Source organism: Microbacterium esteraromaticum (genome assembly GCF_014084045.1).
GTDB lineage: Bacteria > Actinomycetota > Actinomycetes > Actinomycetales > Microbacteriaceae > Microbacterium > Microbacterium esteraromaticum_D.
Window position 1 is genome coordinate 224,497 of the sequence record NZ_CP043732.1, and the last position, 19,388, is coordinate 243,884.

Here is a 19,388-nt window from a genome sequence, read left to right on the forward strand (position 1 = left end):
CGGCCGGGGGCGGATGCGTCCAGCATCCGCCCCCTCCTGTGATCCGCGATCACGCGACGGTTGCGGGCTCATCGAGCAGGGAGGCCCGAAAGTTCGTGCCGACGCGAGGGCCCTGAGCGAAGTAGTGACGGAAGCTGTAGTACAGCGGCTCCCATTTCTCAGTGTCGACACGATCAGGCCCCTGACTTCTCAGGATGCTCTCGTGCGCGTGGACACGACGGACTTCAGCTTCGACTGCGACCGCGCTGCCGCCGTCGATCTCGATGAGCTGCGCGACGCGCGCCTCGATCTGCACGGGGCACTCGCCGATTCGAGGCGGAAGGACGTCCTGTGAGCCGACGGGTGTGAAGCCGCCCAGGCTCCACTTGTCGGGCTCATGACGGTAGCTGGCCTTCTTGTCTTCGGGTACCGGGGTGCGGCCGGTGGTCGGTGCGATCGCCTCGACAGCGGGCGCCAGATCGGCGGACGGGAGGTTGATGACCAGTTCGCCGACGCGCTGCAGGTTCGCGCACGCCTGACCTTCCGAGCCCAGTCCGAGCATGTAGCGGTCGCCCAACGACCATGCTGAGGAGATCGGGCTGATGTTCGACGACCCGTCAGGATTGATCGTCGTGATCAATGCGACAGGAGTCCCGAAGTACAGCACCGGCAGATCGACGTCCCTGGTTCTTTGCATCCTTCCATTCTCGGCCAGCGAGATGGCCCGGTGCGTCTTCCCGATGCGCGGGCATCTCGTTTATCACCCCTGACGCTTTGGTGTCGGGGAGCGCTTTCGGCCAAGATGATCGAATGCCCGACACCAACAGTCACGTCACCCTCAGACCTGCTCATGGGGCACGCGAATACCCCCGACTGGTCGAGATCTGGCGGAGTGCCGTTCGAGCCACGCATGACTTCCTCGACGAAGCCGACTTCGCCCGAATCGAAGGCAATCTGGCGTCCTTGTATTTCCCCGCAGTCGAACTCATAGTCGCCCAGCGGGAGGGTGCTGCCGTCGGCTTCGCCGGCGTCGCAGACGGGAACCTTGAGATGCTCTTCGTCTCTGACGAAGCCCGGGGAATGGGCATCGGCTCACGTCTGCTCGCTGAGGCGGTCAAGAGCCACGGCGTGACCAAGGTCGACGTGAATGAGCAGAATCTGAACGGTCTCGGGTTCTATCTGAGCCGTGGTTTCGTACAGATCGGGCGAAGCGAGCTCGACGGCGACGGCCGACCCTACCCGATTCTCCACCTCGCTCTCGCCTGAGCGCAGCGCGCACGCTGCTGCTTCGCACGAGGTGTGGGAAATGTGTGGGCAGACACACGAAACGCCCCCGGCTCCCGCTCGTGACGAGCGGCCGCCGGGGGCGTTATCGATCTCAGGATTTAACCCGCTGACCAGCGGTTATCAGAAGTCCCAGTCGTCGTCCTCGGTGGCCTCGGCCTTGCCGATCACGTACGACGAGCCGGACCCCGAGAAGAAGTCGTGGTTCTCGTCGGCGTTCGGCGACAGGGCCGAGAGGATCGCGGGGTTCACGTTGGTGACCGTGGAGGGGAACATCGGCTCGTAGCCGAGGTTCATCAGCGCCTTGTTGGCGTTGTAGTGCAGGAACTTCTTGACGTCCTCGGTCAGGCCGACGCCGTCGTAGAGGTCCTGCGTGTACTGCACCTCGTTCTCGTAGAGCTCGAACAGCAGGTTGAAGGTGTAGTCCTTCAACTCCTGGCGGCGCTCCTCGGTCTCGTTCTCGAGGCCCTTCTGGAACTTGTAGCCGATGTAGTACCCGTGCACGGCCTCGTCGCGGATGATGAGGCGGATGAGGTCGGCCGTGTTCGTCAGCTTCGCCTTCGACGACCAGTAGATCGGCAGGTAGAAGCCCGAGTAGAACAGGAACGACTCCAGCAGCGTCGAGGCGACCTTGCGCTTGAGCGGGTCGTCGCCACGGTAGTAGTCGACGATGATCTGCGCCTTCTTCTGCAGATTCTGGTTCTCGACCGACCAGCGGAACGCCTCGTCGATCTCCTTCGTCGAGCACAGGGTGGAGAAGATCGACGAATAGCTCTTGGCGTGCACCGACTCCATGAACGCGATGTTGGTGTACACCGCCTCCTCGTGCGGGGTGATCGCATCGGGGATGAGCGACACGGCGCCTACGGTGCCCTGGATCGTGTCGAGCAGGGTGAGACCGGTGAACACGCGCATCGTGAGCAGCTGCTCGTCGGCGGTGAGCGTGTTCCACGACTGCACGTCGTTGGACAGCGGCACCTTCTCGGGCAACCAGAAGTTGTTCACGAGGCGGTTCCAGACCTCGAGATCCTTCTCGTCCTCGATGCGGTTCCAGTTGATCGCCTGCACGTGGTCGATCAGCGTGAGCTTCGGTGAGGGAGTCAATTCATCGTTCCTGTTCTAAAATCCCTGATCAGAAGGCAATCACAGCATGCAGCTGACGCACTCGGTCATGTCGGTGCCCTCGAGGGCGAGCTGACGCAGACGGATGTAGTAGATCGTCTTGATGCCCTTGCGCCATGCGTAGATCTGCGCCTTGTTGATGTCGCGGGTGGTTGCGGTGTCCTTGAAGAACAGCGTCAGCGACAGTCCCTGGTCGACGTGCTGCGTGGCCGCGGCGTACGTGTCGATGACCTTCTCGTAGCCGATCTCGTACGCGTCCTGGTAGTACTCCAGGTTGTCGTTCGTCATGAACGGCGCCGGGTAGTACACGCGGCCGAGCTTGCCCTCCTTGCGGATCTCGACCTTCGACGCGATCGGGTGGATCGATGACGTCGAGTTGTTGATGTACGAGATCGATCCGGTGGGCGGCACCGCCTGCAGGTTCTGGTTGAAGATGCCGTGCTTCTGGATGCTGTCGCGCAGCTCGATCCAGTCCTGCTGCGCAGGGATGAACTTGCCGGCGAAGAGCTCCTTGACCTTGTCGGTCGCGGGCACCCAGGCCTGGTCGATGTACTTGTCGAAGAACTCACCCGACGCGTACGTCGAGTCCTCGAAGCCGTCGAAGGTCTCGCCGCGCTCGATGGCGAGCGTGTTCGACGCCTTCAGCGCGTGGAACAGCACGGTGTAGAAGTAGATGTTCGTGAAGTCGATGCCCTCTTCGGAGCCGTAGAAGACGCGCTCGCGGGCCAGGTAGCCGTGCAGGTTCATCTGGCCGAGGCCGATGGCGTGCGAGCGGTCGTTGCCGTCTTCGATCGAGCGCACCGAGGTGATGTGGCTCTGGGTGCTGACGGCGGTCAGCGCGCGGATCGCGGTCTCGACGGTCTTGCCCAGGTCATCGGCATCCATCGCCAGGGCGATGTTCATCGAGCCGAGGTTGCACGAGATGTCCTTGCCGATCTGGTCGTACGACAGGTCGTCGTTGTACGAGGTCGGGGTGTTCACCTGCAGGATCTCGCTGCACAGGTTCGACATGTTGATGCGGCCCTTGATCGGGTTCGCCTTGTTCACCGTGTCCTCGAACATGATGTACGGGTAGCCCGACTCGAACTGGATCTCGGCGAGGGTCTGGAAGAACTCGCGCGCGTTGATCTTCGTCTTCTTGATGCGCGAGTCGTCGACCATCTCGTGGTACTTCTCGGTCACCGAGATGTCGCCGAAGGGCACGCCGTAGACGCGCTCGACGTCGTACGGCGAGAACAGGTACATGTCCTCGCCCTTCTTGGCGAGCTCGAAGGTGATGTCGGGGACGACGACGCCCAGCGAGAGGGTCTTGATGCGGATCTTCTCGTCGGCGTTCTCGCGCTTGGTGTCGAGGAAGCGCATGATGTCGGGGTGGTGCGCGTTGAGGTACACGGCACCTGCGCCCTGACGCGCGCCCAGCTGGTTGGCGTAGCTGAAGCTGTCTTCGAGCAGCTTCATCACGGGGATGATGCCCGACGACTGGTTCTCGATCTGCTTGATCGGCGCTCCGGACTCGCGGATGTTCGAGAGCAGCAGGGCGACGCCGCCGCCGCGCTTCGACAGCTGCAGCGACGAGTTGATGCCGCGGGCGATCGACTCCATGTTGTCTTCGATGCGCAGCAGGAAGCAGCTGACGAGCTCGCCGCGCTGCGCCTTGCCCGCGTTGAGGAAGGTCGGGGTGGCCGGCTGGAAGCGGCCCGAGATGATCTCCTCGACGAGGTCGATCGCGACCTGCTCATCGCCCTCGGCGAGCGCGAGCGCGGTCATGACGACGCGGTCCTCGAAGCGCTCGAGGTAGCGCTTGCCGTCGAAGGTCTTCAGCGTGTAGCTGGTGTAGTACTTGAACGCGCCGAGGAAGGTCTCGAAGCGGAACTTCTTCGAGTACGCGAGGTCGTTGAGCTTCTGCACGAAGTCGAACGAGTACTGCTCGATGACGGCGCCCTCGTAGTACTCCTTCTCGACGAGGTAGTCCAGGCGCTCCTTGAGCGAGTGGAAGAACACCGTGTTCTGGTTGACGTGCTGCAGGAAGTACTCGCGTGCGGCCCGCTTGTCGGCGTCGAACTGGATCTTGCCGTTCGCGTCGTACAGGTTGAGCATCGCGTTGAGGGCGTGATAGTCGAGCCCCTCGTACGCGGGGTTCACCTTGAACTCGACTGCGTCTGTCACTGTCGCTTCCACCATCGTTCCAATCCGTCGCTCACGCGATCGACGTCGTCCTGTGTGCCGAATACTTCGAACCGATACAAGTGCGGCACCTTGCACTTACGGCTGATGATCTCGCCGGCGAGGCAGAACGCCTCGCCGAAGTTGGTGTTGCCTGCGGAGATGACCCCGCGGATGTGGCGCCGGTTGTGCTCATCGTTGAGGAACCGGATGACCTGCTTGGGGACTGCGCCCTTCTCCTCGCCGCGCCCCTGCCCGCCCCCGTAGGTAGGGGTGACGAGGACGAACGGCTCGTCGATGACGAGCGGCTCCTCGCTGCGGTGCAGGGGGATGCGGCGGGCCGGCAGTCCGAGCTTCTCGATGAATCGCGCGGTGTTGCCCGACACGCTCGAGAAGTAGACCAGGAGCGGCACCGCGGTCGCGACAGCGCTCATGGTCGGCGCCTCAGGCGAGACGGGCTGCGAGCTCGTCGATCTTGTCGGGACGGAAGCCCGACCAGTGGTCCTCGTCGGTGACGACGACGGGCGCCTGCATGTAGCCGAGCGCCTTGACCTGCTCGAGCGCCGAGGCGTCTTCCGACAGGTCGTGGATCTCGTACTCGATGCCCTTGGCGTCGAGGGCGCGGTAGGTCGCGTTGCACTGCACGCAGGAAGGCTTGGTGTAGACCGTGATCGACATGGTGATGTCTGATTCCCCTCTAATCCAGGTGGTTTTCCGGCAGACCCCCCGCCGGGACTTCAATACTACATATGGGGACGGACATTGGAAGCGACCACAAGGGGTAGTAGTTACATCCGTGTAGTTTTCCACTGCCTTCCCCAGATACAACACAGCTTGTCCACGCTTTCTTCCACAGGTCGGACGGCTCCGAGAAGCCGCTCGGACCGCGGATTCACGCGGGTCTCGCCACCCCCTCCCCGATCCATCCACAGGCAGGACGGTACGCCCGGCCACCGACATCCGATTTCCTGTGGAGAGACGCCTTCGGCGTGTCGCGGCGTGTCGCCCGTCCGGCGCATCGCGTCCGTCCCCGCGCGCCGGATAGCCTCTTCTGATGGCGGGATATCGGGACCTTCTTCGCACCCCAGGAGTGGCGCGGATGATCGCCGCGCAGTTGGTGGCGCGCTTCCCCAACGGGATGACCAGTCTGGCGATCCTGCTGCACGTCGAGCAGCAGACCGGATCGTACGGCGCCGCGGGCATCGTGCTCGCCGCGGCCTCGGTGGGCCAGGCCGTCGCGGGGCCCGTCACGAGCCGCTGGATGGGCGCGTGGGGAATGCGCCGCGTGCTCACCCTCACGCTGATGGTGTGCGTGCTCGCGGTGCTCTGTCTCGCGCTGCTGCCACTCTCCCTGCCCGGGTACATGGTCTTCGCCCTGCTCGCCGGCCTGTCGACCCCGCCCGTGCAGGCGGCCGTGCGCACCATCTATCCCAAGCTCGTCAACGCCGGCCAGCTCACGCCTCTCTTCTCACTCGACGCGTCACTGCAGGAGATCATCTGGATCGTCGCCCCTGTCGTCATCACCGTGGTCTCCACTCAGGTCGGGACGGTGCAGGGCCTGCTCCTCGTCGCCGCCATCCTCGTGATGGGCGGAGCCTGGTTCATCCTCTCCCCCGAGGTCGGTCGCGTGCGCATCCCTCGCAGCCGCCGCGCGTTCGGACGCGTGGTGCTCAAGCCGCCGGTGATGCTCGCGACCGTCATCGGCTTCCTGCTCATCGGCGCATGCGCGGCGGTCGAGGTCGGCGTCGTCGCGACCTTCGGCCATGGCGGCCTCGAGGCCGGTCTCGTGCTCGCGGTCTTCTCGGTCGGCAGCCTGGTGGGCGGACTCGCGTTCGGTCACATTCCGATCGGGCCCTGGGCGATGGCCCGGCGCCTGCTCATCGTGACCATCGGGCTCGGCCTGACGATGGTCTCGCTGGACATCTTCTGGCTCGGCGGAACTCTCGTGCTCGCGGGCGTCGGCATCGCTCCGGCGCTGGCCGTGCTCTTCGCGATCACGACGGCGAGCGTGAAGTTCAGCGAGACCGCCGAGGCGTTCGGCTGGGCGGGCACAGGGCAGCTGATCGGCGCGGCTGCCGGCTCCGCGGTCGCCGGCATCCTCATCGATCAGTCCGGTCCCCGCGGCGCGTACCTCGCGGCCGCCCTGTTCGCGCTCGTGGGTCTCGCGGTCTCCATAGTGTTCGTCCGCGCATTCCCCGATCTGCGTCACCGCGATCCCGCACCGTATCCCGACACCGAGCCGATCCAGACGGCCCGGCTCTAGGCTGGTGGCGTGCCAGCACCCCTCACTCTTCCTCGTCTGGTGTGGGGCGACGGCCCGCGCCGCGCCCTGCTCGTCCACGGCCTGGGGTCGTCCGCCGCGCTGATGTGGCGGGTCGGCACCGCCCTCGCGGATGCCGGATGGAAGGCCACCGCCGTCGACCTGCGAGGCCACGGCGACGCGCCCCGTGCGCTCGATTACACCGTCGCCGCATATGGCGCCGACGTCGCAGCCGCGCGCCCGGAGGGCGGCGGGGAGTGGGATGCCGTGATCGGCCATTCCCTGGGCGGCGCATCGACCGTGGTCGCGGCGACCACGGCATCCGGATGGGCGCGGCGACTCGTGCTGATCGACCCTGCCATCCACGTCGCCGGGCGCGACGAGGGGATCATCCGACGCAGCCAGAAGCGCGCGTTCGCGTCCCCCGACGTGGAGTCCGTGCGTGCGGAGCACCCCGACTGGCATCCGCAGGACGTGGAGCTGAAGGTGGACGCCGTGCTGCGGGCCAGCCGCTGGGCCGTCGAGCAGACCAGCGCGCAGAACGATCCGTGGGACGTGCGTGCGCAAGCTGCGCTCCTCGGCATCCCGACCCACATCGTCGGAGCCGACCCCGGCGTATACAGCCTGTTCACCGGCGAGCTCGCCGAGTCTGTGCTCGAGAACCCGCACATCACGATGTCGATCGTGCCGGACGCCGGGCACTCACCCCATCGCGATCGCCCCGACGAGACGATCCGTCAGATCCTGGAGGCCCTGTCATGAGCGCATTCGATCCCCGCCATCACCTCCCCGACGACCTCCTCGAGCGGATCCGCGAGCGCGCGGCCGTGCACGATCGTGAGAACACGTTCCCTCAGCGAGACCTCGACGAGCTGCGCGACGCGGGCTACCTGAAGATCCTCGTGCCGCGCGAACGCGGCGGTGCCGGTCTCGGCCTCGCCGAAGCGGCGATCCTGCAGCAGCGCCTGGCATCCGCGGCGCCGGCGACGGCGCTGGCGATCAACATGCATCTGGTGTGGACGGGAGTCGCCAAGGTCTTCTCCGACCGAGGCGTGACCGGGCTCGAGTTCGTGCAGGACGGCGCGGCAGCGGGCGAGGTGTTCGCCTTCGGGATCAGCGAGGGCGGCAACGATCTCGTGCTGTTCGGCAGCGACACATCGGCGGTCCCCCAGTCCGACGGCGGGTACGCCTTCACCGGCACGAAGATCTTCACCTCTCTTGCGCCGGTCTGGACGAAGCTCGGCCTGCACGGCCTCGACACGACGAGCCCGGATGCACCGAAGCTGGTGTTCGCGTTCGTGGAACGCACCGATGCGGTGACCACGAGCGACGACTGGGACACCCTCGGCATGCGCGGCACGCAGAGCCGCACCACCCGCCTGAACGGCTCGGTCGCAGCGGCCGAGCACGTGGTGCGCCGGATCGATCCCGGCCCGAATCCGGACCCCATCGTGTTCGGCATCTTCAGCGTCTTCGAGATCCTGCTCGCGTCCGTCTACACGGGCATCGCACGCCGCGGCCTCGATCTCGCCGTCGACGCCGCGAAGGGGCGCCGTTCGAAGAAGACCGGCGTGGCCTACAGCCAGGACCCCGACATCCGGTGGCGGATCGCCGAGATGGCCCTCGCGTACGATGCCCTGCCGCCGCAGATCGCGGCGCTCGCGCACGACGTCGATGAGCTCGCCGATCACGGGCCGCGATGGTTCACGCTGCTGTCGGGCCTGAAGCATCGAGCGGTCGTGATGGCGAAGCAGGTCGTCGACGAGGCGATGCTCGTCGCCGGTGGCGGATCGTACTTCTCGTCGAATGAGCTCTCGCGACTGTACCGCGACGTCCTGGCCGGCATGTTCCACCCGTCCGACCCCGAGTCGGCCCACTCGACGGCCGCATCGGCATGGCTGGGACCGCTCGAGAGCTGAATCCGCAGGCGAACAGGCGCTCGGACTTCGAATTCTGTTGTCATCGTGTGCTTTCAGTGTCAATATCGACACATGAACACGGAACTGCAGCGGAAAGCGAAGGATCATCTCTGGATGCACTTCACTCGTCAGTCGACGGTGGCGTCATCCGATGTGCCGGTGATCGTCAAAGGCGAGGGTCACCACATCTGGGACTCGGCCGGCAAGAAGTACATCGACGGGCTCGCGGGCCTCTTCGTCGTCAACGCCGGCCACGGTCGGCGCCGCCTCGCCGAAGCGGCCGCGAAGCAGGCCCAGGAGCTCGCATTCTTCCCGTTGTGGTCGTATGCGCATCCCGCAGCCATCGAGCTGGCCGACCGGCTCGCCGCCGAAGCCCCCGGCGACCTCGACCGCGTGTTCTTCTCCACCAGTGGCAGCGAGGCCGTGGAGACGGCGTTCAAGCTCGCCAAGCAGTACTGGCGGCTTCGGGGCCGGCCGGGCAAGCACAAGGTGCTCTCCCGAGCGATCGCCTACCACGGCACCACCCAGGGCGCGCTGGCGATCACCGGCATCCCGGCGATGAAGGAGATGTTCGAGCCGGTGACGCCAGGCGGGTTCCGGGTGCCCAACACGAACATCTACCGCGCCGACGAGATGGGCGCCCCGTCCGAGCCCGACGCCTTCGCACGATGGGCGGCGGATCGCATCGAGGAGATGATCCTGTTCGAGGGGCCTGACACGGTCGCCGCGGTCTTCCTCGAGCCCGTGCAGAACTCGGGCGGATGCTTCCCGCCCCCTCCCGGATACTTCCAGCGCGTGCGCGAGATCTGCGACCGCCACGACGTGCTGCTCGTGTCGGATGAGGTCATCTGCGCATTCGGCCGTCTCGGCCACACCTTCGCCTGCGACGCGTTCGACTACGTCCCCGACATGATCACCTGCGCGAAGGGCATGACGAGCGGCTACTCCCCCATCGGAGCCACGATCATCTCGAGCCGGATCTATGAGCCGTTCGCCCAGGGCGACACCTTCTTCCCGCACGGGTACACCTTCGGCGGGCATCCGGTCTCGGCTGCGGTCGCGATGGCGAACCTCGACATCTTCGATGAAGAGGGCCTCAACGCACGCGTCCGCGAGAACTCGCCGCTGTTCCGCGCCGAGCTCGAGACTCTGCTCGACCTGCCGATCGTCGGCGACGTGCGCGGCGACGGCTACTTCTTCGGCATCGAGCTGGTCAAGGACAAGGCGAGCAAGCAGACGTTCGACGCCGAGGAGTCCGAGCGCCTGCTGCGCGGCTTCCTCTCGAAGGCCCTGTTCGACGCGGGTCTGTACTGCCGAGCCGACGACCGCGGCGACCCCGTGATCCAGCTCGCCCCGCCGCTGACGATCGGGCCGGCGGAGTTCCGCGAGATCGGCGACATCCTCCGAGGCGTGCTCGGCGAGGCATCCCGCATCATCTGACGCCGACACCCCCAGATATCGCCGAGACCCCCAGGTATGTACGTCCATACCTGGGGGTCTCGGCGCTAAGGCGGGGTCTCGGCGACAGCAGCGACTCAGGCGGTGAAGACCTGCTCGCCCTCGACCCAGGTGCCGAGCACACGGGTGTTCCCGATCTCGGCGGCGGGCGCGTCGAACGGGTCTCGGTCGAGCAGCGCCAGGTCCGCCAGCATCCCGACCCGGATCACGCCGGTCTCGGACAGGCTGTTCACCCGCGCCGAACCCGCGGTGTACGCCTGCAGTGCGGTGCCGAGGTCGATGGCCTGCTCAGGAAGGAACGGCGGGTAGTCGCCCTCCCACTCCGAAGGAGCCGACCGGCGGTTGACCGCCGTGTGGATCGCGGCCATGGGGTCGGGAGTCGACACCGACCAGTCGCTGCCCGCGGCGAGCGCGGCACCGGAGCGCAGCAGATCGCCGAACGGGTACTGCCAGCTGGAGCGCTGATCACCGAGGAACGGCAGTGTCAGGTCGACCATCTGCGGCTCGAGCGTGGCCCACAGCATCTGCATGTTGGCCGTCACTCCGAGCCGGCGGAACCGAGGCACGTCGTCGGGATGCACCACCTGGATGTGCGAGATGTGGTGCGGATTGCCGAGCGGACCGTTGCGACGCAGCGCGGTCTCGACGGCATCGAGGCACTCGCGCACCGCCCTGTCTCCGATGGCATGGAAATGCAGGGTGAACCCCAGCGCATCCAGTCGCGCCGCCGCCTCGTTCAGCACCTCGGGATCGACGAACGAGATGCCGGCGTTCTCGGTGGGATGCCCGTGCCCGTCGCAGTACGGCTCGAGCATGGACGCCGTGAAGTTCTCGGCGACGCCGTCCTGCATGATCTTGATGCTCGTCGCGGCGAAGCGGCGTCCGCCCGAGGCGCTCTCGCGCAGCGCGACGAGGTCGTCGATCTGCTCGAGTCCGCGTGTGCGGTCCCACCACAGCGAGCCCACCACACGGCCGGTCAGCTCGCCGGCACGATCCGCCGCGATGTACACCGGCAGCGGATCGCCCGCATCGCTGTACTGCGTGCCGACGATGGCGTCCTGCCAGGCGGTGATCCCGAACGAGTGCAGATGCCGCTGCCCCACGGCCAGCGCCTCGCGCAGTCGCTCGGGCGGCTCGGCGGGCAACAGTCTGTTGACCAGCCCCATCGCGCCCTCGTGCAGCGTGCCGGTGGGTTCGCCTGCGGCGTCGCGCTCGATCCGTCCGTCGCTGGGATCCGGGGTGTCGCGTGTGATCCCGGCGAGGGCGAGCGCACGCGAATTCACCCACGCACCATGCCCGTCGCGGTTGGGCAGGAAGGCGGGCCGGTCGGGGACCACGCGGTCGAGAGCTGCGGCCGTCGGCGTGCCGCCGGGGAAGGCCGACATCTGCCAGCCGCCGCCCAGCACCCATCCGTCGTCCGGATGCCCGGCTGCATACTCCGCGATGCGCTGCAGATACGCATCCTGGGTCGACAGGTCGGCGAGGTCGCAGCGCAGCATGTCGAGTCCGCCCCACAGCGGGTGCACATGGGCGTCCTGGAAGCCGGGCAGCAGCATCCGCCCCTCCAGGTCGACCACCTCGGTGCCTGGCCCGATCAGCGCGACCGCGTCGCGGTCGAGTGCGACGATCCGCCCGCCGCTGACCGCGACCGCGTCAGCGCGAGACCGCGACGCGTCCGATACGAACACGCGGCCGCCGTAGGCGCCGCCGGTGAACACGAGGTCGGCGTGGGTCATGTCATCCTCCTGCCATCGTCCTGGCGATCTCGGTCGTGGAGTCGCCCGCGCGCTTGAGCACATACGCGACGAGCGCGAGAGAGACGAGCGTCAGCAGCAGCATCACGGTCGACACCGCTGCGATCTCGGGCCGCAGCCCGCTGCGCAACGAGCTGAGCACGTACACCGGCCAGGGCGTCGTGCCCGAGACCTGCACGAACGCCGAGACGACCGTGTTGTCGAGGCTGAGCGTGAACGAGAGCAGGAACCCCGCCAGCACTGCCGGCATCGCCAGCGGCAGGGTCACCCTGAGGAAGGTGCGCACCGGCGGTGCGTACAGGTCGGCCGAGGCCTCCTCCAGGCGCGCGTCGAGACCGACCAGTCGCGCCCGCACGATGTACGAGACGATCGCGATCGAGAACAGCGAGTGACCGACCACGAGGCGCACGGTGCCGTCGTTGAACATCGAAAGGCCGAGGTCCTGACCGAGGAAGACGAGCCAGGGCAGCAGCGCGACGGCGTCGACGATCTCGGGCGTCACCGAGACCAGCAGAAGCAGTCCGAGGAACCACCACACCCACTTGCCTGGGCGCCGTGCCATGGCTATCCCCGCGAGCGTGCCGAGCACGGCGGCGAAGAGAGCCGCGATCAGACCGGTGCGCAGCGACACCATGACCGCATCGCGGATCACCGGCTTCTCCACCAGCGCGGCGAACGGCGCGAAGCTGAAGCCGTCCCACGCCACCAGCAGGCGGCCCGAGTTGAACGAGGCGATGATGATGACGACGATCGGAAGGAACAGGAACGCGTAGACCGCCATCGACCAGATGCCCAGCAGGCGATCGCCCACGGCGGTGCCGCGACGGCGAGTGCGGATGTCACTCATGATGCCTCCCCGAGGACGAGCCGGCTGCGGTTTCTGAAGGGCAGGGAGATCAGCCAGAGGATCCCTGCGGCGACCCCGATCGTCAGCATGATCACGATGATCAGCAGCACGGCCATCGCCGAGCCCAGCGCCCAGTTCTGCGCGGTGCCGAACTGGCTCGCCACGAGCTGGCCGATCATGTTGCCCTGCGCCCCGCCGAGGACGGTCGCGGTGATGTAGTCGCCCATCAGCGGGATGAACACCAGAAGCACACCGGCGATGATGCCGGGCCGCGCGAGCGGGACGGTCACCTGCAGGAAGGTGCGCACGCCGTTCGCGCCGAGGTCCTTGCTGGCCTCGCGCAGCGGCGTGCCGACGCGGTCGAACGCGACGTACAGCGGAAGGATCATCAGCGGCAGGTAGTTGTACACCACGCCGATCAGCACGGCCGTGCGGGTGTAGAGCACCTCGATCGGTCCGTCGATCGCTCCCATCCCCTGCAGCAGCGATGAGAGCCATCCCTCGGGCGAGAGGATCACCTGCCAGCCGAGCGTTCGCACCAGGAAGTTCGTCCAGAACGGCACCATCACGAGCGCGATGAGCAGCCCGCGACGCGAGGGTGGCGCCTTCACTGCCATCCAGTACGCGACCGGCCCGCCGATCAGCAGGCACAGGACGGTGCCGATGATGCCGACCCAGAGCGTGTTCTGGAAGGTCGCGAAGAACGTCGGCGACATCGCCTCGGCATAGCGGTCGAACGAGAGCACGTCGTTGGCGTGCGTTCCGAAGATGCCGGGCTTGTAGCCGAAGCTGAACCACACGACCATCCCGATGGGCGCGATGAAGAACAGCGCCAGCCACACCCACGCGGGCACAGCCAGCCCGAAGCGAGGACTACGCACCGGCAGCGGCCTTGGTCTTGTTCCAGATCTCGACGACGCGCGCCTGAGCCTCGGTCACCTTGCCCTCGTGCATCGTCTTCACCTGAGCCTCGTCGAAGAACACCATGTCGAGCATCTCGAGACCCGCCTCCTCTGCGGCGGCCTTGATGCCCGCAGCTCCCGTGTCGTAGCCGATGTAGTCGACCTGCGCGAGCTGGTTCTCGGGCGTGAGGATGTAGTTCAGGAAGGCATGCGCGGCCTCGGGATGCGGCGCCCCTTCGACCAGCGCCCAGTTGTCCATCCACAGCTCGGTGTCCGGCGCGCCGAGCACCCACTGCCAGCGGTCGGGGTCGGGCGACTCCTGGATGCCGATGCGGGCGTCGCCGTTCCACGACTGCATGAGCACGTGCGAGGCCTGCGGGATCGCCGCGCCGCCGGGGTACGAGTCGAATGCCGAGATGTGCGGTGCCAGCTCTTCCACGAGGAACTTCTCGCACGCGTCGAGATCGGCGGGATCGGTGGTGTTCCAGTCGATGCCGTTGGCCCAGTAGTAGATGCCGCCGAGGGGCGCCGGGTCATCGAGCACCGAGGTCTTGCCCGACGCCTCGTTCTTCGCCGCGTCGATGAAGTCGCTCCACGTCTTCAGCTCACGCGTGATGACGGTCTTGTCGTACACGAACCCGGTGGTGCCCCAGGCCTTGCAGATGGAGTACTCGTTCTTCGGATCCCACGCGCGACCGAGGAAGGCGGGATCCATGTGCTCGATGTTCGGGATGAGGTCCAGGTTGAGCTTCGCGAGCAGACCGTTCTCGATCATCTGCGGGATGAACACTCCGGTCGGCACGACGAGGTCGTAGCCGCTGGTGCCCTTGGCGGCGACGAGCTTGGCGATCATCTCCTCGTTGGAGTTGAAGGTGTCCATGACGACCTTCGCACCCTCGTCGTTCGTGAACGCCTCGATCACCTCGGGGGCGTCGTACTCCCCCAGCTGTAGATCGAGAGCTTGTCCTCCACGGCGCCGCCGGTGGCTCGGGGGGCGGGCTTCCCCGAGCCACCGGGCGAGCAGGCGGTGAGAACCCCGGCGGCACCCAGCGCGGCCACGACGCCGATGAACCCGCGGCGGGTGAGCTGATGGCGGACGACCGGCGCGATACTGCTGTCGGCGAGGATGCGGATGCTGTTGTCGTTCATGGGAGCACTCCTTCGTGCGATGCGGGTATTCGGGATCTGGTGGATGGATACCGGTCAGACGGCGGCGCGGTCGGGCAGGGCGATCACGTGCGTGGCCGCCGTCGGCGCGCCCTCGGCCGCGAAGAGGCGCACGTCGCCGGGCGACCAGGTGCACCGCACCCGCTGGTCGACGGCGACGGGCGGCGCCGTCGGGGCCGGAGTGCGCACCAGCAGCGTCTGCTCGCCGTCGATGCCCACGACCACCTGCAGCGTCTCGCCGAGGTATGAGACGCCGAGCACTCGGCCGTCGATGCCGAACCCGTCTGCATCCGCCGTCTCGATGCGGATGAACTCGGGCCGGACGGCCGCGACAGCGGCATCCCCCACCGCGACCCGCTGGGCTCCCCACGTGCCGTGGATCAGTCCCACACTCGTGTCGACGGCGTCGCCCTGAGCAGTGCCGCTGAGGAAGTTCTGCTGGCCGATGAACGAGGCGACATACGCCGAGGCCGGCGCGGCGTAGATCCGATCGGGCGCGTCGAGCTGCTCGATGCGCCCGGCCCGCATCACGGCGATCCGGTCGCTCATCGACAGCGCCTCGCCCTGATCATGGGTGACGAACACGAAGGTCGTGCCGAGCCGGGACTGCAGGAGCTTCAGCTCGACCTGCATCTCCTCGCGCAGCTGGCGGTCTAGGGCTGCGAGCGGCTCGTCCAGCAGCAGGACGCTCGGTCGGTTGATCAGCGCGCGCGACAGGGCGATGCGCTGCTGCTGTCCGCCCGAGAGCATGGTCGGCTTTCGATCGGCGAAGCGGCGCAGCTGCACCATGTCGAGTGCGGCGATGACGCGCTCGCGCTGCTCGGCCTTCGGCACGCGACGCTGCTGCAGACCGTAGGCGACGTTCTCGGCGACGGTCATGTGCGGGAACAGCGCGTACGCCTGGAAGACCGTGTTCACCTCCCGGCGGTGCGGGGGCAGGCCGAGCACGCTGCGGCCCGAGATGCGGATGTCGCCGCTGTCGGGATGCTCGAAGCCGGCGATCATGCGCAGGGTCGTGGTCTTGCCGCACCCCGACGGGCCGAGCAGCGAGAGGAACTCGCCAGGCTGGATCGACAGCGACAGATCGTCGACCGCTGTCGCGTCACCGTAGTGCTTGGTGACGCCGACGATGTCGACGCCTCCGGTGCCGGGCTCTGCCGTCGTGACGGCGGCCGCGGATGCGGGCTGTGCCATGGAACCTCCACGTTGAGTTCTGACTGACGCCAGTCAAGCACAGTCGGACGTGGAGGTACAGCGAAAATCGCAGAATGTGATGAAGTCGGCGACGATATCCGTCGTCAACTGATCATGTTCCTGCGGATATGGTCTACTTGCGGTCGAAGTCGAAGGCCTTCAGCAGCTCTCCGACCGCCGTCTCGCGCTCATCGCCGCCCTCCTCGAACATGTGCGTCACATGCGTGCGCAGGTGATTCTCGAGCAGCAGCCGGTTGAGCGACTCGAGCGAGCGCTGCACGGCACGCGACTGCGTGATGATGTCCATGCAGTACTCCTCGTTCTCGATCATGCGCGCGATGCCGCGCAGCTGACCCTCGAGGATGCTGGTGCGGTGCAGAGCGCGCTTCTTGATGTCGTCGATCACCCTTCGAGCCTAGTCACCGTGAAAGGATGTCGGCATGTCGCGAACACCGATGGCGCTGCTCTCGCCCGCCGATCAGGAGCGACTGCGCAGTCTGCGCCGGATGAAGGCCGTCGCCCTCGGCGCCCTGCTGTTCATGGCCGTGCTCTTCGTGGTCTCGTTCTGGCTCGAATCCAGGCATCCGTGGCTCGGATACGTCCGCGCCGCCGCCGAGGGCGGCATGGTCGGCGCTCTCGCCGACTGGTTCGCGGTGACCGCCCTGTTCCGCCGGCCGCTGGGGCTCCCCATCCCCCACACCGCGATCATCCCGAACCGCAAGGACGAGATCGGGCGCACGCTCGGCGAGTTCGTCGAGACGAACTTCCTCGCGGCCGATGTCGTGCGCGACAAGCTGTCGCGCACGGCGCTCTCGCAGAGGCTCGGTGAGTGGCTGCGGGTGCCGGCGCACGCCGAGCGGGTCACCGCCGAGGCATCGACCGCCGCCACAGCCGTGCTGCATGCGCTCAGCGACGACGACGTGCAGGGTCTCATCGCCGATCTCGCTCGCGAGCACCTGATCGAACCCGACTGGGCGCCCACGGCCGGCGGCTGGCTGCAGCGGATCGTGGAGGCCGACGCGCACCGCAGCGCCGTCGATCTCGCCGTCGACAGCATCGGGTCGTGGCTCGACAGCAACGCCGCCGCCTTCCAGGGGCTCATCTCGCGCCGCCTGCCGAGCTGGGTTCCGCGGCTCGCGCACCGCTTCGTCGACGAGACCGCCTATGCCGAGGCGGTCAAGTTCGTCCGCGCCGTGCAGGCCGATCCCCGGCATCCTGCCCGCCTCGCCATAGACGGCTACCTGGCCCGTCTCGCCGACGGGCTGCAGCACGATCCCGCGATGCGTTCGCGGCTCGAGGGCGCGAAGACCAGCCTGTTCGACAGCCCGCGCGTCGGCGAACTCGCCGCACAGCTCTGGAACACGGCGAAGTCCGGCCTGCTCACCGCACTCGCCGACCCCCGCAGCGGGCTGAGGGTGCGCGCTTCGCAGGCCGTGGCGGAGATCGGTGACCGTCTCGCGACCGAGCCGGCGCTTCAGGCCCGCGTCGACGGGTGGGTCACCGACGCCGCGGTCTTCCTCGTCGACCGGTACCGGCACGACATCGCGTCGATCATCACCGACACGGTCGAGAAATGGGATCCCGCCGAGACGACCGAGAAGATCGAGCTCATGGTCGGCCGGGACCTGCAGTACATCCGCCTGAACGGCACCGTGGTCGGGGCCCTCGCCGGCCTCGCGATCTACGCCGTCGCCCACGCCCTGATCCCCGGCGTCTGACCCGCCTCTCCTGTTACGGCTCGCCTCAGGACTGCAGCGCGTCGGCGATCGGCTGATCACCGGCGTTGAAGCGGACCGTGCGGCCGATAGTCGAGTCGGCACGCAGGGTCTCGGCGATGACCTGCGCGACGTCGGCCCGCGACACCTCACCCGATTCGGACGCGGCGACATCGATGCGCCCCGTCGCCTCACCGAGAGTGAGGCGACTCGGGCCGAGCACGGTCCAGTCGAGGCCAGATGCCCGCAGTCGCTCGTCCGCAGCGGCCTTCGCCTCGGCATAGGCGTGGAACGGGTTGTCAGCCGGGATGCCGTGGTCCGGCGATGCACCGAAGTACGACACCATCACGTAACGGCGCACACCGGCGTCGGCTGCCGCGTCCATCGAGCGCACCGCCGCATCGAGGTCGACGGCGCGGGTGCGCGCCGGATCGCCGCCGCCGGCACCTGCCGACCACACGACGGCGTCGTGCCCAGAGATCAGCGCGGCGGTCGCCGCCCGATCCCGGTGCTCGACGTCGAACACGACCGGCTGCGCACCGGCCGCACGCACGTCCTCGGCGTGGTCCGGGTTGCGGATCACCGCGGTGACGTCGTCGCCCCGGGCGGAAAGAAGAGGAGCCAGCAGCAGAGCCACCTTGCCGTGGCCGCCGAAGATCACGATTCGAGCCATGCCTCCACGCTACGCCCGTCTCGTGGCGTCTCGCAGCGTGCGCCGGTCAGCGCGAGGCGAGACCTGCGAGCAGCTCGAGCACGCAGAGCGCGGCGAGACGCACGGTGCGGGCGTCATCCGCATCCGCCGTGGCATCCACCTCGGCGATGTCGGCGCTGACCACCTTCTCATCCGCCGCGATTGCGCGCACCAGCGCGCGCAGCTCCCACGCGGCGAGACCGCCGGGGACGCTCGCCGGGCAGCCGGGTGCGATCGAGCGGTCGACGACGTCGACGTCGATGTCGAGATGGATGCTCGTTCCAGTCCCGGCGATGCGCAGAGCCTCGGCCACCACCGCCCGGATGCCCTTCTCGCGCACCTCGTCGAGGGTGATCACCCGGATGCCCCATTCGGCGGCGCGCTGGGCATAGGCGGCGGAGTTCGCGAAGTCGGCGATGCCGATCTGCACGATGCGGCTCGGGTCGATGCGCTGACCGTCGGGGGCGTCCTGCACGAGGCGGCGGACCGGCGATCCGTTCGACACGCCGTCACGCAGGTCGAAGTGCGCGTCCAGCGTGATCAGTCCATCAGCGCCCGCCCCGCGGGCGACAGGGTAGGTGAGCGAGTTGTCGCCGCCGAGGGCGATGATGAGACGCGTCCGCTCCGACAGCTCGCGCACGCGCTCGACTGCCCGCTCGACGCCCTCGTCCCCGTCCGGGTCATGGACGTCGCCCGCGTCGACGATGCGAAGGGCCTCGTTCAGATCGACGACCGGCGGACCCATCAGCGTCGCGCTGTAGCGCGGCAGCGCGTCGCGGATCGCCGCTGGTGTCGCGTGCGCACCGGTCTGCGACAGCGACGTGCGCCAGGTCGGGATGCCGACGATCACCGCATCCGCCCCCTCGCCCGCCGCGGGTGCCGGCCAGGATCCGGCGCGCGGCCAGAGCTCGTCGTGTGAGAGTGCCATGTCGT

General features: G+C 67.4%; 20 protein-coding genes. 6 read left to right on the forward strand and 14 right to left on the reverse strand.

The features are described 5' to 3' along the window. Positions 1–49 precede the first annotated feature (49 nt). Complete coding sequence (locus FVO59_RS01065; RefSeq protein ID WP_182253805.1) at positions 50–676, reverse strand: flavin reductase family protein; 627 nt, start codon at positions 674–676, stop codon at positions 50–52. A 113-nt stretch (positions 677–789) separates the two neighbouring features. On the opposite strand from FVO59_RS01065, the gene FVO59_RS01070 reads away from it, so the two are divergent. Beyond that, positions 790–1,245 carry a GNAT family N-acetyltransferase gene (locus FVO59_RS01070; RefSeq protein ID WP_182253807.1) on the forward strand — a complete coding sequence of 152 codons (456 nt, stop codon included), beginning with the start codon at positions 790–792 and terminating at the stop codon, positions 1,243–1,245. A 141-nt stretch (positions 1,246–1,386) separates the two neighbouring features. Here FVO59_RS01070 and nrdF read toward each other — a convergent pair whose 3' ends face one another. The 4 genes from nrdF to nrdH are packed head-to-tail and all read right to left on the reverse strand — an operon-like array spanning position 1,387 to position 5,226. Next, entirely contained in the window at positions 1,387–2,367 is a 981-nt protein-coding gene (gene nrdF / locus FVO59_RS01075; RefSeq protein WP_182253809.1) for a class 1b ribonucleoside-diphosphate reductase subunit beta, read from the reverse strand. 39 nt (positions 2,368–2,406) lie between these two features. Then, positions 2,407–4,566 (reverse strand): class 1b ribonucleoside-diphosphate reductase subunit alpha, encoded by a 2,160-nt coding sequence (nrdE, locus tag FVO59_RS01080; protein ID WP_182253811.1) that lies wholly within the window; start codon positions 4,564–4,566, stop codon positions 2,407–2,409. Beyond that, the gene (gene nrdI, locus FVO59_RS01085) at positions 4,548–4,982 is read right to left on the reverse strand and encodes a class Ib ribonucleoside-diphosphate reductase assembly flavoprotein NrdI (RefSeq protein ID WP_182253813.1); all 435 of its coding nucleotides are present in this window, start codon (positions 4,980–4,982) and stop codon (positions 4,548–4,550) included. The genes nrdE and nrdI overlap by 19 nt, the downstream gene beginning before the upstream one ends. Before the next feature lie 10 nt (positions 4,983–4,992). Then, a complete protein-coding gene (gene nrdH, locus FVO59_RS01090; protein ID WP_182253815.1) occupies positions 4,993–5,226 on the reverse strand; it encodes a glutaredoxin-like protein NrdH in 234 nt (77 codons plus the stop codon). Positions 5,227–5,602: 376 nt separating this feature from the next. On the opposite strand from nrdH, the gene FVO59_RS01095 reads away from it, so the two are divergent. From FVO59_RS01095 to FVO59_RS01110, 4 genes are all read left to right on the forward strand, one after another. Beyond that, positions 5,603–6,811 carry an MFS transporter gene (locus tag FVO59_RS01095; protein WP_182253818.1) on the forward strand — a complete coding sequence of 403 codons (1,209 nt, stop codon included), beginning with the start codon at positions 5,603–5,605 and terminating at the stop codon, positions 6,809–6,811. Between the two features lie 9 nt (positions 6,812–6,820). Then, a complete protein-coding gene (locus FVO59_RS01100; protein ID WP_182253820.1) occupies positions 6,821–7,570 on the forward strand; it encodes an alpha/beta fold hydrolase in 750 nt (249 codons plus the stop codon). Then, positions 7,567–8,727 carry an acyl-CoA dehydrogenase family protein gene (locus FVO59_RS01105; RefSeq protein WP_182253822.1) on the forward strand — a complete coding sequence of 387 codons (1,161 nt, stop codon included), beginning with the start codon at positions 7,567–7,569 and terminating at the stop codon, positions 8,725–8,727. The genes FVO59_RS01100 and FVO59_RS01105 overlap by 4 nt, the downstream gene beginning before the upstream one ends. A 72-nt stretch (positions 8,728–8,799) precedes the next feature. After that, positions 8,800–10,167: an aspartate aminotransferase family protein gene (locus tag FVO59_RS01110; protein WP_182253824.1), complete on the forward strand. Its 1,368-nt coding sequence runs from the start codon at positions 8,800–8,802 to the stop codon at positions 10,165–10,167. Positions 10,168–10,262: 95 nt separating this feature from the next. Here FVO59_RS01110 and FVO59_RS01115 read toward each other — a convergent pair whose 3' ends face one another. From FVO59_RS01115 to FVO59_RS01140, 7 genes are all read right to left on the reverse strand, one after another. Then, positions 10,263–11,921 (reverse strand): amidohydrolase, encoded by a 1,659-nt coding sequence (locus FVO59_RS01115; RefSeq protein WP_182253826.1) that lies wholly within the window; start codon positions 11,919–11,921, stop codon positions 10,263–10,265. Between the two features lies 1 nt (position 11,922). Beyond that, positions 11,923–12,786 (reverse strand): ABC transporter permease, encoded by an 864-nt coding sequence (locus FVO59_RS01120; RefSeq protein WP_182253828.1) that lies wholly within the window; start codon positions 12,784–12,786, stop codon positions 11,923–11,925. Next, entirely contained in the window at positions 12,783–13,667 is an 885-nt protein-coding gene (locus FVO59_RS01125; RefSeq protein ID WP_182253830.1) for an ABC transporter permease, read from the reverse strand. Before FVO59_RS01125 ends, FVO59_RS01120 begins: the two co-directional genes overlap by 4 nt. Beyond that, on the reverse strand, positions 13,660–14,610 hold the full coding sequence (locus FVO59_RS01130; protein ID WP_259363346.1) for a polyamine ABC transporter substrate-binding protein: 951 nt from the start codon (positions 14,608–14,610) through the stop codon (positions 13,660–13,662). Before FVO59_RS01130 ends, FVO59_RS01125 begins: the two co-directional genes overlap by 8 nt. After that, on the reverse strand, positions 14,607–14,837 hold the full coding sequence (locus FVO59_RS16330; protein ID WP_259363347.1) for a twin-arginine translocation signal domain-containing protein: 231 nt from the start codon (positions 14,835–14,837) through the stop codon (positions 14,607–14,609). Before FVO59_RS16330 ends, FVO59_RS01130 begins: the two co-directional genes overlap by 4 nt. Positions 14,838–14,891: 54 nt before the next feature. Next, positions 14,892–16,049 carry an ABC transporter ATP-binding protein gene (locus FVO59_RS01135; RefSeq protein ID WP_182253832.1) on the reverse strand — a complete coding sequence of 386 codons (1,158 nt, stop codon included), beginning with the start codon at positions 16,047–16,049 and terminating at the stop codon, positions 14,892–14,894. Between the two features lie 133 nt (positions 16,050–16,182). Next, entirely contained in the window at positions 16,183–16,455 is a 273-nt protein-coding gene (locus FVO59_RS01140; RefSeq protein WP_182253834.1) for a metal-sensitive transcriptional regulator, read from the reverse strand. A 34-nt stretch (positions 16,456–16,489) separates the two neighbouring features. Between FVO59_RS01140 and FVO59_RS01145 the strand changes: the two genes are divergently transcribed. Next, positions 16,490–17,767, forward strand: a complete 1,278-nt coding sequence (locus FVO59_RS01145; protein ID WP_182253836.1) for a DUF445 domain-containing protein — start codon at positions 16,490–16,492, stop codon at positions 17,765–17,767. Between the two features lie 25 nt (positions 17,768–17,792). Here the strand turns inward: FVO59_RS01145 and FVO59_RS01150 are convergent, their stop codons facing one another. Together FVO59_RS01150 and FVO59_RS01155 are read right to left on the reverse strand one after the other, a co-directional pair. Continuing rightward, positions 17,793–18,437 carry an SDR family oxidoreductase gene (locus FVO59_RS01150; protein WP_182253838.1) on the reverse strand — a complete coding sequence of 215 codons (645 nt, stop codon included), beginning with the start codon at positions 18,435–18,437 and terminating at the stop codon, positions 17,793–17,795. Between the two features lie 46 nt (positions 18,438–18,483). Further along, positions 18,484–19,383: an agmatinase family protein gene (locus FVO59_RS01155; RefSeq protein WP_182253840.1), complete on the reverse strand. Its 900-nt coding sequence runs from the start codon at positions 19,381–19,383 to the stop codon at positions 18,484–18,486. Positions 19,384–19,388 lie beyond the last annotated feature (5 nt).

Excerpts from the sequence above, each read along its gene's own strand:
- nrdI (WP_182253813.1), bottom strand. The coding sequence starts at position 4,982 with ATGAGCGCTGTCGCGACCGCGGTGCCGCTCCTGGTCTACTTCTCGAGC.
- FVO59_RS01105 (WP_182253822.1), top strand. The coding sequence starts at position 7,567 with ATGAGCGCATTCGATCCCCGCCATCACCTCCCCGACGACCTCCTCGAG.
- FVO59_RS16330 (WP_259363347.1), bottom strand. The coding sequence starts at position 14,837 with ATGAACGACAACAGCATCCGCATCCTCGCCGACAGCAGTATCGCGCCG.
- FVO59_RS01115 (WP_182253826.1), bottom strand. The coding sequence starts at position 11,921 with ATGACCCACGCCGACCTCGTGTTCACCGGCGGCGCCTACGGCGGCCGC.
- FVO59_RS01070 (WP_182253807.1), top strand. The coding sequence starts at position 790 with ATGCCCGACACCAACAGTCACGTCACCCTCAGACCTGCTCATGGGGCA.
- FVO59_RS01120 (WP_182253828.1), bottom strand. The coding sequence starts at position 12,786 with ATGAGTGACATCCGCACTCGCCGTCGCGGCACCGCCGTGGGCGATCGC.
- nrdH (WP_182253815.1), bottom strand. The coding sequence starts at position 5,226 with ATGTCGATCACGGTCTACACCAAGCCTTCCTGCGTGCAGTGCAACGCG.
- FVO59_RS01095 (WP_182253818.1), top strand. The coding sequence starts at position 5,603 with ATGGCGGGATATCGGGACCTTCTTCGCACCCCAGGAGTGGCGCGGATG.
- FVO59_RS01065 (WP_182253805.1), bottom strand. The coding sequence starts at position 676 with ATGCAAAGAACCAGGGACGTCGATCTGCCGGTGCTGTACTTCGGGACT.
- FVO59_RS01150 (WP_182253838.1), bottom strand. The coding sequence starts at position 18,437 with ATGGCTCGAATCGTGATCTTCGGCGGCCACGGCAAGGTGGCTCTGCTG.
- FVO59_RS01135 (WP_182253832.1), bottom strand. The coding sequence starts at position 16,049 with ATGGCACAGCCCGCATCCGCGGCCGCCGTCACGACGGCAGAGCCCGGC.
- FVO59_RS01145 (WP_182253836.1), top strand. The coding sequence starts at position 16,490 with ATGTCGCGAACACCGATGGCGCTGCTCTCGCCCGCCGATCAGGAGCGA.
- nrdE (WP_182253811.1), bottom strand. The coding sequence starts at position 4,566 with ATGGTGGAAGCGACAGTGACAGACGCAGTCGAGTTCAAGGTGAACCCC.
- FVO59_RS01110 (WP_182253824.1), top strand. The coding sequence starts at position 8,800 with ATGAACACGGAACTGCAGCGGAAAGCGAAGGATCATCTCTGGATGCAC.
- FVO59_RS01155 (WP_182253840.1), bottom strand. The coding sequence starts at position 19,383 with ATGGCACTCTCACACGACGAGCTCTGGCCGCGCGCCGGATCCTGGCCG.